We start from the raw sequence: 1,554 nt of genomic DNA, 5'->3' as shown, positions 1-1,554 counted from the left end.
TGAACAAGTTACTCCCGCCACTCAACCACTCCGTAGCTGAGCTCGCTCGCCAAGAAGGTGTCCCCGAAGCGACGCTGTATGCTTGGCGCACCAAGCTCAAAGCAGGAGGCGCGGTAGTGCCTGGAGACAAGAACAACACCGATGACTGGCCCGCTGAAGCCAAGTTCGCAGCGGTATTGCATGCGGCCACCCTGAGCGAGATCGAGCTCAGCGAATACTGCCGCAGCAAAGGTTTGTACCCCGAGCAAATCAGCGCGTGGCGTCAAGCCTGCATTACGGGCCAGATGTCCGCTAAAGCGCAGCTCAAGGCAGAGCGAGATCAAGCACGTGCCGACAAGAAACGCATTACCGAACTGGAGCGCGAGTTGCGGCGCAAGGACAAGGCGCTGGCGGAAACCGCCGCCATATTGGTACTGAGAAAAAAGATGAATGCCTTCTGGGGAAACGACAGCGAGGACGTTTGACCTCGCTGCCAGAACGGCAACAACTCGTTGAACGCTTTAACCACGCCGTCGCCTCTGGCGCGCGCAAGGCGGTGGCCTGCGCAGAGATCGGCCTGTCGTTACGCAGCCTGCAACGCTGGGCGCTGACACCGGTTATACAGGCCGATGTGCGTACGACCACGCCACGTCCGCGCCCGAGCAATGCCCTGAGTGCTGAGGAGCGTCGCACCATCCTGGAGGTCTGTAACAGCCCGCCATTTGCCAGCTTGCCGCCGAGTCAGATCGTGCCAAGGCTGGCCGATCAAGGCCGCTACCTGGCTTCAGAGGCGACCTTTTACCGCGTGCTGAAAGCCGCTGATCAGCAGCATCGCCGCGGTCGCAGTCATGCGCCGCACAAGCACGCCGCACCGACCACGCACAGTGCAACGAAGAGCAATCAGGTCTGGTCATGGGACATCACCTACCTGCCATCGCCAGTGCGCGGGCAGTATTACTACCTGTACTTGATCGAGGATATCTACAGCCGCAAGGCCGTGGGCTGGGAGGTTTACGAGCAAGAAAGCGGCGAGCGGGCGGCCGGACTGATGCAGCGTACCGTGCTCGGCGAGCGCTGCGCGGGCCAACCCCTGGTGCTGCACTCGGATAACGGTGCGCCAATGAAATCAGTGACGCTGCTGAGCAAGCTGTACGACCTTGGCATCACCCCGTCGCGCGGACGACCCCGTGTAAGCAATGACAATCCCTACTCGGAATCGCTGTTTAGAACCCTGAAATACTGCCCGCAATGGCCGCAGGATGGCTTTGCCGATTTGGAAGCCGCACGCAGCTGGGTGCGCGACTTTATCCGCTGGTACAACCATGAACACCGCCATAGCCGCATCCGCTTCGTGACCCCGGCACAGCGCCATCGCGGCGAGGATCAAGAAGTACTGGCCAAGCGTCATGTGCTGTACCAGCAAGCCCGTCATAGACACCCTCATCGCTGGTCAGGTGCAACGCGAAATTGGCAACCTATCGGCGCCGTCACACTCAACCCAGAGAGGGAGCAGCCGGCAGTGAAAATAGCAGCTTAAAAACACGGCTGACGCGACAACTACCTTGCAAAACGCCG

At 60.3% G+C, this 1,554-nt stretch carries 1 protein-coding gene; it reads left to right on the top strand.

The features are described from left to right. Positions 1-1,516 (top strand): IS3 family transposase gene (locus HBN61_RS22265; RefSeq protein WP_170047923.1). Its coding sequence is split into 2 segments (ribosomal slippage), with 1,517 coding nucleotides annotated over them: positions 1-426 and positions 426-1,516; the frame shifts between segments, so codons are not numbered across the junction. This gene is flagged as partial in the annotation. Positions 1,517-1,554: the final 38 nt, after the last annotated feature.

Source organism: Pseudomonas sp. WS 5071, from assembly GCF_012985765.1.
In the GTDB taxonomy this organism is placed as follows: domain Bacteria; phylum Pseudomonadota; class Gammaproteobacteria; order Pseudomonadales; family Pseudomonadaceae; genus Aquipseudomonas; species Aquipseudomonas lundensis_A.
Note: the sequence above shows the minus strand (reverse complement) of the source record. Positions and strands in the feature narration are given on the sequence as shown.